Raw genomic sequence first — 8,103 nt, forward strand, 5'->3', positions numbered from 1 at the left:
ACCTTGCCGGGCGTCACATACGCCTTCTTGTACCAGCCCGTGGACTCAACACAGCGCGCGCGATTGGGCGTGCTGACAGTCGCGAAATACTGGTTAAGAAGCTTCTTCGCCGCATAATCCGCACCGAGCAGCAGCCCACCGTCCAACAGCCGTTGGCGAATCTCAGTGCCGTCCCCGGCAAGCAAGGCGCTAGGCAACGCCCACTGGTGAGAAAGTCCATCATCATCATTCCACCGGAGCAGCAGACCCCAAGCATCACCGTTATCATTGCGAGTTTTGGCCAGCACATCGAACGGAGCAGCGATGAACTTGGGCGGTTCGGCGTCGTTACCAGTGTCGAAAAACAAGCCGGCCTTAGTCATGTAAAAGCCCGTCGGCAGCTTGACCTCATTGATCTTCGCATTCGAAGGCGCTGTGACCGGCGTGGCTATGTCCAGCAACGCACGCAATTCGGCTTCCCCGAAACCCTCCGGCGGGTTATTTGCCAGGTCCCATTTTTCCGGAAATTCATCAGGCACGTTCACAATGGCGACAGACGTAGCTCCTGCTTCCAGCGCGAGGCGAGCGACATCTTTGGCGTATTTCGTCCCGTCCCTATCGTGGTCCGGCCAAATGACGAGGCGGCGCCCTTTCATTGGCGCCCAATCGGTGTTGCTGGCAGCGCTAGCGCCGTTCGGACTGGTAGTTGTGACGAAATCGGTGAACTGCTTGGCCGCGGCCTCTGCAGCCATCTCGCCTTCGCAGGCCAAGACCGGCGTGTCTGGATTCGCGACGATTTTGTCCAGATTGTACATCATCCGAGGCGCGGGAATGGCGACCCACTGCCATTCCCGTTCACCAAGCTCATTCTGGCAGTAGCTCAACGGCAGGATCACCTTCTTGCCTGTCACCAGATCAAACCGCAGCACCCAGAAGACGGGCCGCCCCTCAGGGTCGCAATAGCACCAAGAGGCGGTCGGCCAGCCTAGCGTAGGATGGGTTAGCGGACGTTCGGGCGCATACGCCGGAATAGGGGTGATCGGCGACCAATTCGGCTTTGAAGACGGCGTGGACGCGGGTTGAATGGCGCAAGCGATTTCAGCCGCGGTCAGAGGCGCAAAGGCGCCAGTGTGAAGATCACTCATGGCCGACCCCCAGCATGCTGGCCAGCTCGCGGCAGGCTTCGCCCTGCGACAGGTTAAACAGCGCAGCGACCAGGGCCACCGGGTCGCTTCCGCCGATGCCCTCCGCGAAGTCGCGCCACACACCCGTTTTCAGATTGATCTTGAGCGAGCGGCCCGGCTCGCCCCTTAGGGAGCCGACACACCATTCGTGACCTTCACGGCGCCCGTTCGGCAACCACCGCATCACCAGCGCCCGCAGGGCGCACAGCGCCGCTGCGTTGACTGCGGAAAAATCCGGACGGCGTTTCTTTGCCGTCTGGCACTTACGGCCCTTGGCGGGCCGTTTCTTCAATGATCCCGCGTTACGCGGATCAACATCAGACATCGTACTTCTTTCTTCGACTGACACGCGCGAGTCACTGTCACCACTTGACAGTATGACAAGGCATTGAAATTACTGATACTTTCAAGCTGCACGCGGCCAGATGACTGCACTGACAGTGCTGTTCGTCAGCCGCACAGCGCTCAAAGGGGCCTTAGCCCTGGGCCACGGAACTCCTCGACGCAATCCATGCATCGACGTCTGCCGCGAGCCAGCCAACGGCGCGCGCGCCGAGCCTAGCCGGAGCCGGAAATTTTCCGAGCCGGATAGAATTATAGACCCATGACCGCCCCATCCCGACGCGCGCGAGCACTTCGGGAAGACGTTCAATCCTGGTGTTACTGGTACACTGTGAGGCCATGCGGCCCTCCTTTGTGGTTTGAAGACGTCCACAAAGGTCCCGTCACGACCACGACATGAGTTAGCGAGATATGTTCATGTCACAGTTTGAGGATGCGGTGTATCTGCCGAGTCGAAAGGCCCCACTTCTTCGCAAGAGCAACAACACTGCCGTAATGACTCGATGCTCGATATTCCGCACGAATTGCAGCATCACGCTTCTCGTCTTTTCGGGACTGGCCGCTTGCAGTGCCGGCGGCGAGAGCCCGCCTCTCCCGCTTAAGCGCACTGAGAGTAACCTTGATTTCGAACCAGCGCTCTTCCAACATGGCAATTTGAGCTTCTAACTCGGCAAGCGTTCGTTTTTCGCGCATTCACTTCTACCGTGGCGGGGGGCTCCCCGATCCTCTGTCTTTTATCTGCCAACCGCCTCACGCGCGGGACGCACAGGCAGAAACATGGTGCCCATGCGCGACGACCTCCCCGGCACCGGTCGTCTTATGAAAGACAGAGTGTCGTGACCACGACGCCGCCGGGCCGAATCGTTGGGGCTAGCACACGTTCGGCATAGGCCAAGAGGCGTTCGCCATCCATCGGCCCTTCCGGCATGAAGGTGTTGCGGGGGTGTCGGAGCCACCGTCGCACATCAGGGGTAACAGTGGGGGTAACCACGCGCGGTCATATCTCAGAAATGCCTCATTTATTGAGCGAAATAGGTCATATTCAATAGTGCTTGGCCCACCAGGCTTCGCTGCGCAGCAACGAAGGCCGCCTCGCCGAAGCCCTCTTGGCAGGCCCTCTCCTCCCCCAAAATTCAATTCGCCATCATACAACGTCGTCATCCAAGGTGGCCGCGTGCACTGGCGGGTGAAATGAGCGATGCCGGTTGGGCGCGGCGCGCGAAGGATGACATTCAGGCTCCCCATCCACTCTTCGCCGCAATTCCCGGGCACGATGCCGTTCCGGCTTCGGGGGTGTCGCCATGAAAGGATTTGCGGCGCTGGCGTTCTTCGTCGTGCTGGCGGGATCTGTCCTTCCCGCTTCGCCGCTCACCGACAAGTTCGTCGCGGCGGCGGTGGCGCTGCAGAATCCGCGCGTCGTCTACGATCCCGCCTACCGACGCATCCCCTATCCCAATGGCGACGTCCCGGCGACGACCGGTGTGTGTTCCGACGTGGTGGTGCGGGCGTATCGCGCCATCGGCATCGATCTGCAGAAGCTGGTGCACGAGGACATGGCGGCGCATTTTTCGCTTTATCCGCGCACCTGGCGGCGCACCTCGCCCGACAGCAACATCGATCACCGCCGCGTGCTCAATCTGGCGACCTTCTTCCGCCGTCACGGCAAGACGCTGGCGATCACGCCAAACGCCCGTGACTATCAGCCGGGCGATATCGTCACCTGGAACCTCAATCCGAAGGGCTCGCTGCCGCATATCGGCATCGTCACCAACCGCCGCACGGCCGATGGCGTCCGGCCCCTGCTGATGCACAACATCGGCGGCGGCCAGGTGCTCGAGGATGTGCTGTTCGCCTGGCCGATCACCGGCCATTTCCGCTATGCTGTCGACTGGAGGCCGCCTTGCTGCAACGGAAGAAACCGCTGACCCGCAAAAAGGCGCTGCGCGCAAAGGCGCCGCTGCACGCGAAAAGGGCATTGCGCGCAACCGCCGACGACGCCGCGCGGAAACTGTGGCCACTGCTTGCCGAGCGCGCCGGTCCGCCCTTCACGCAAGCCGTGCGGCTGGGCCCGTGGTGCGCGGATTTCGCCTGTCTGGCGGCAAAACTCGTCATCCTGATCGACAACGACGACGATCCTGCCCGTCGCGACTGGTTCGTGGCGCAAGGCTGGCGCGTGCTGTCGCCGGCGCCCGATGCCGATCCCGAGCGCGTCCTCGACGACGTTGCGGCCGCGTTCACGCTGCGTATCGTCAAGCCCTGAACAGACGCAAGACATCGCTGAATCCGGCGAGTAATCTTGCGCCGGCTTCAGAGTCGCGTTTGGGCGAAAGGCGAGCATTTTGGGTGCATTCATCGACGCCCGCACCGTTCCATCGGGCACCGTCGTGCAAGCGGATGTGGCGATCATCGGCGGCGGCCCCGCCGGCATCGCGATCGCGCTGGCGCTGGCGGGCACCCGGCGCAAAATCGTGCTGCTCGAAAGCGGCGGCACCGATTTCGACGCCAAGACGCAAGCGCTCTACGAAGGCAGCAAGACCGGCGCGCCGTACCTGACGCTGGAATCCTCGCGGCTGCGCTATCTCGGCGGCAGTTCCAATCATTGGGGCGGCTGGTGCCGGCCGCTCGACGCCATCGATTTCGAAGCTCGCGACTGGATGGATTATTCCGGCTGGCCGATCGCCAAGGCCGATGTCGACCGCTATTTCGTCCGGGCGCACGAGTTGTGCGAAGCGGGCACGCTCTATTACGACGCCGCCGCGAAAATCATGGGCCACCTCGGCCAACCGCTGAAGCTCGGCGACGGCGGCCTGACGACGCGCTGGTTCCAGTTTTCGCGGATGCGCGGCTCGATCATGCCGACCCATTTCGGCGAACGCTATCAGGGCGACCTCAAGAAGGCGCGCGGGCTGACGGTCTATCTCGAAGCCAATGTCACCCGGCTGGGGCTCAACGGCGCCGGCACGGCGGTGCGCGAACTCGACATCAAGACGCTCAGCGGCAAGAGCTTCACGGTCAAATCGAAAGCGGTGGTGGTGGCGACCGGCGCGATCGAAACGGCGCGGCTCCTGCTCGCCTCCAACGACGTCGCCCCGGCCGGGGTTGGCAATGCGCATGATCTCGTCGGCCGCTTTTTCGCCGATCACCCGACGCCGCGCGACAACGCCACCCTGGTGCTGTTCGACGGCAAGATCGCGCCGTTCTATCTCGGCAACCAGATCACCCACGGCGCCATACTGCGCGCCGGATTGTTCCCAAGCGAAGACTACCGCAAGAGCCACGGCGTGATGGCGTCGTCGATCACGGTGGAAAACCCGATCGCGCTCGACGATCTCGGCAAGGCGGCGGTCGTGGCGACGGCCGATGCGCTTGGGGTGGACGCGTCCGATGCCGTCGCCCACTCGCTCGGCTGCGGCATGGAGCTGACACCCGATCCCGGCCGCCGTTTGACGCTCGACACGCCCCGCGATGCGCTCGGCATGCCGAAGCTGAAGCTGCACATGAAGATCGCCGATCAGGATTTCGCCAAGTATCGCCTGACGCTGAAAGAACTCGGGCGGCAGCTTTTGGCGGGGCGCATCGGCATGCTGAAGCTGAATCTCTCCACCCGCGAAGAGTGGTACGCCAGTCTCGATTGGGGCAATCACCACATGGGCACGGCGCGGATGAGCGCCGATCCGAAACAGGGCGTGGTCGATGCCAACCTGAAAGTCCATGGCGTCGCCAATCTGTTTGTTGCCGGCAGCGCCGTGTTCCCGACCTATGGCGCCGCCAATCCGACCATCAATCTTCTCGCCCTCGCGCTCAGGCTGGCCGATCATCTGGAGGATTGGCTGTGATGCGCACACCGACGCGGCGACAGGCGATGATCGGCGGCGCGGCCGTGACCGGCGCGGTGATCGGCGGCGTCGGGGCGCGGCTGTTGTTCCGCAAACGCTTCTCGCCGACGCCCTACGACGATCTTATCGCGCTGGTCGACGACCGCGACGGCGCCGCGCAGATCGGTGAGACCGTGCTGGCGAAGAGCGAGGATTTCGAGCCGCTCGCGCTGGCGGCAAGCCTGCGCACCCGCATCGCCAAGCGCCGCCTCGCCACCGTAATCGCCGAAGATGCCGCCAACGGACGGCTGGTGGAAGGCGGCGGCTGGGTCCTGCCCGAAACCCTCGCCCTCATCTGCGCCCTGGCCGCGAAAGCGGCAGGGTAACGCCGCCCTGTGTCATCGCCCGCGACTGCGGGCGACGCAGGTGGTGTTGCTCAATCATTTGCAGAAGATTCTGACTTTTCCTGAAACGTCGGCGCGGGCGAAACCTGGATGGCCCGCAGCTGCGGGCCATGACATCATAAAAAACTGCACTTCAATTCGGCGCGTTCGTTTGTCGGGTTTCGGCTGCTGCCTGGTGCATGTCGCAATCGAAAAACCGCTGACGTGCCTGGTCAAAGCCGCTTGGCCGCGATCAACCCCCTCAGCGAATTGCCTAAGTAGAATTCCGAAAGGTCTTCCGGCTTGAGCACGGCTTCCACGGCGCGCCCTTCGGCCAGAAGCTCGCGCCGCAGGACGCCATCGAGACAGCCCGACGCCAGCGGCGGCGTCAGCAGCGTGCCATCGCGCGGCACGAACACATTGGTGCGGGCGCCCTCCACCACTTCGCCGCGCTGGTTGAGAAACACCAGTTCGTCAATGCCGGGCGGCGGCGCGATGTCGTAGGGCGCGCGCCAGTTGGTCTTGTGACGGGCGAGCGCGTCGGTCGATTGTACACGCGCATCGGCGATGGCGACCGTCCAGGACTCGCTGGTCGGTGCGAGCCGCGCCGTGGTGCAGGCGATTTCGCCGCTTTCATCGAGCGTCAGGCGCAGGCGATGGCAAACCGCATCCTGTTCCGGCAACGCCAGCGCATAGGTCGCTTCGTCGAGCACATCGCGGGCGCGGGCGCGGTCGAAAGCGAGCCCGAATACCACGGCCGATGCCGCCATGCGGGCGAGATGTAGCTCAAGCCGCACGAAACCGTCCGCTTTGCTCCAGCGCAGGGTCTCGATCAGTTCGAGCGGGCGGCGGGCGGCTGCGAAATAGCGCGCCTTCAGCAGCGCCTCGGCATATTCGTCGGCGCACTCCGAATCCTGGACGATGCCGCCGCCGATGCCGAGTTCGCCGCATCCGCCTGCAATCGTCAGGGTACGGATCGCCACGCTGAAGCGCGCTGAACCGTCGGGCGCGAACCAGCCGATGGCGCCGCAATAGACCCCGCGCCGGCTGGCCTCCAGGGCGGCAATCGTCTCCATGGCGCGGATTTTCGGCGCCCCGGTGATCGAGCCGCAGGGAAACAGCGCCCGCATGATCTCGGGCACGCGCACGCCGGGCTTCAGTTTCGCCGACACCGTCGACACCATCTGGTGCAGCGTCGGATAGGTCTCCACCGCAAACAGGTCGCGCACCGCAACGCTGCCGATTGCGGCGATGCGGCCAAGGTCGTTGCGCAGCAGATCGACGATCATCAAATTCTCGGCGCGGTTCTTGGAGCTTTCGGCCAGCGCCGTGCGGGCGAGCGCGTCGGCCTCGGGATCGGCGGCGCGGGCGGCGGTGCCCTTCATCGGCTTGGCAGTGACGGCCCCGTCCGCAATCGCGAAAAACAGTTCGGGCGACAGCGACAAAATCTGCCGCTCCCCGGTATCGAGATAGGCGCCATAGCGCGCGCCCGAAGCCGCCCGCAATGCCGCATACAGCGCCAAGGGATCACCGGCAAAGGCAAACCCGGCCCGGAAGGTCAGATTGGCCTGATAGAAGTCCCCCGCCGCGATCAGCGCCCGCACCTCGGCAAAGCGGCGGCCATAGGCGGCCTCGTCCCACTCCGGCGCCAGCGGCCCGGCATAGGCCCTGCCTGCGAGCCAGCCCGGGATCGCGTCGGCCTCACAGGCGACGGGCGCTTTGTCGAACACCTGCAACCAGACCAGCGGCATCGCCGGCGTCGCCAGATGGGCCAGCCGCGGCTCGAAGGCATAGCCGGCCTCATAGGCGAAATACCCCGCAACATAATTTCCCTGGGCCAGGGCCGCGTCGGCCGCCGCCAGCACCGCCGGCACCTCGCCCAGCCGCGTCGCCGTCAGGGTTGAGAGCGGCCGGCCGAACACGGTTAAGCAGCCATCGGTCACATCATCGAGAAAAAAACTCGGGCGCGAGCCCATTTGCAACACTCCGTTGAGGAAGCCGCAATCGCCATCTTGAATGACGAGGCATTCACCCCACATTGTAGGTCAGCGGTGCCGCCTGCCGGGCCGCTGTCGAAAAGCCGCTTAAGGAGGGCTTTGTCATGAATCGCGCGGTCTATTTCAACAGCCCATTCTTGCTCGGTTTTGAGCGGCTGGAACAGCTCCTGGAACGTACCGCGAAAAGCGGTGGTGACGGGTATCCTCCCTATAACATTGAACAATCGGGCGACGACAAGCTCCGCATCACGCTCGCGGTGGCCGGCTTCACCCGCGAAGAACTGAACGTTACTGTTGAGGACCGCCAACTCGTCATCCGCGGCAAGCAGTCCGACGGCGGCGATCGCAATTTCTTGCACCGCGGCATTGCAGCCAGACAGTTTCAACGCGCGTTTGTACTGGC

Annotated in this window: 10 protein-coding genes; 5 read left to right on the forward strand and 5 right to left on the reverse strand. The window is 63.7% G+C overall.

Going from position 1 to position 8,103, the window contains the following annotated elements; genetic code table 11:
• The 4 genes from AC1P6P_RS06070 to AC1P6P_RS06085 form a co-directional block, all read right to left on the reverse strand.
• On the reverse strand, positions 1–1,124 hold a 1,124-nt coding region (locus AC1P6P_RS06070; RefSeq protein ID WP_481401540.1), incomplete at its 3' end, for a DUF927 domain-containing protein.
• A complete protein-coding gene (locus AC1P6P_RS06075; RefSeq protein WP_481401541.1) occupies positions 1,117–1,488 on the reverse strand; it encodes a hypothetical protein in 372 nt (123 codons plus the stop codon). The genes AC1P6P_RS06075 and AC1P6P_RS06070, both read right to left, overlap by 8 nt.
• A gap of 151 nt (positions 1,489–1,639) precedes the next feature.
• A complete protein-coding gene (locus tag AC1P6P_RS06080; protein WP_481401542.1) occupies positions 1,640–1,846 on the reverse strand; it encodes a helix-turn-helix transcriptional regulator in 207 nt (68 codons plus the stop codon).
• Between the two features lie 79 nt (positions 1,847–1,925).
• Positions 1,926–2,198: a hypothetical protein gene (locus tag AC1P6P_RS06085; RefSeq protein WP_481401543.1), complete on the reverse strand. Its 273-nt coding sequence runs from the start codon at positions 2,196–2,198 to the stop codon at positions 1,926–1,928.
• 608 nt (positions 2,199–2,806) lie between these two features.
• Here AC1P6P_RS06085 and AC1P6P_RS06090 point away from each other — a divergent pair.
• From AC1P6P_RS06090 to AC1P6P_RS06105, 4 genes are all read left to right on the forward strand, one after another.
• Positions 2,807–3,430, forward strand: a complete 624-nt coding sequence (locus AC1P6P_RS06090) for a DUF1287 domain-containing protein (protein ID WP_481401544.1) — start codon at positions 2,807–2,809, stop codon at positions 3,428–3,430.
• A complete protein-coding gene (locus tag AC1P6P_RS06095; protein WP_481401545.1) occupies positions 3,406–3,765 on the forward strand; it encodes a DUF559 domain-containing protein in 360 nt (119 codons plus the stop codon). The genes AC1P6P_RS06090 and AC1P6P_RS06095 overlap by 25 nt, the downstream gene beginning before the upstream one ends.
• A 79-nt stretch (positions 3,766–3,844) precedes the next feature.
• Complete coding sequence (locus tag AC1P6P_RS06100; protein WP_481401546.1) at positions 3,845–5,341, forward strand: FAD-dependent oxidoreductase; 1,497 nt, start codon at positions 3,845–3,847, stop codon at positions 5,339–5,341.
• Positions 5,341–5,706 (forward strand): hypothetical protein, encoded by a 366-nt coding sequence (locus AC1P6P_RS06105; RefSeq protein ID WP_481401547.1) that lies wholly within the window; start codon positions 5,341–5,343, stop codon positions 5,704–5,706. Before AC1P6P_RS06100 ends, AC1P6P_RS06105 begins: the two co-directional genes overlap by 1 nt.
• Positions 5,707–5,936: 230 nt before the next feature.
• On the opposite strand, the gene pabB is transcribed toward AC1P6P_RS06105, so the two are convergent.
• Complete coding sequence (gene pabB, locus AC1P6P_RS06110) at positions 5,937–7,679, reverse strand: aminodeoxychorismate synthase component I (RefSeq protein ID WP_481401548.1); 1,743 nt, start codon at positions 7,677–7,679, stop codon at positions 5,937–5,939.
• Positions 7,680–7,804: 125 nt separating this feature from the next.
• Between pabB and AC1P6P_RS06115 the strand changes: the two genes are divergently transcribed.
• Positions 7,805–8,103, forward strand: a 299-nt coding sequence (locus AC1P6P_RS06115) for an Hsp20 family protein (protein WP_481401549.1), incomplete at its 3' end; no start/stop codon positions are given.

This window comes from Rhizomicrobium sp., from assembly GCF_056722145.1.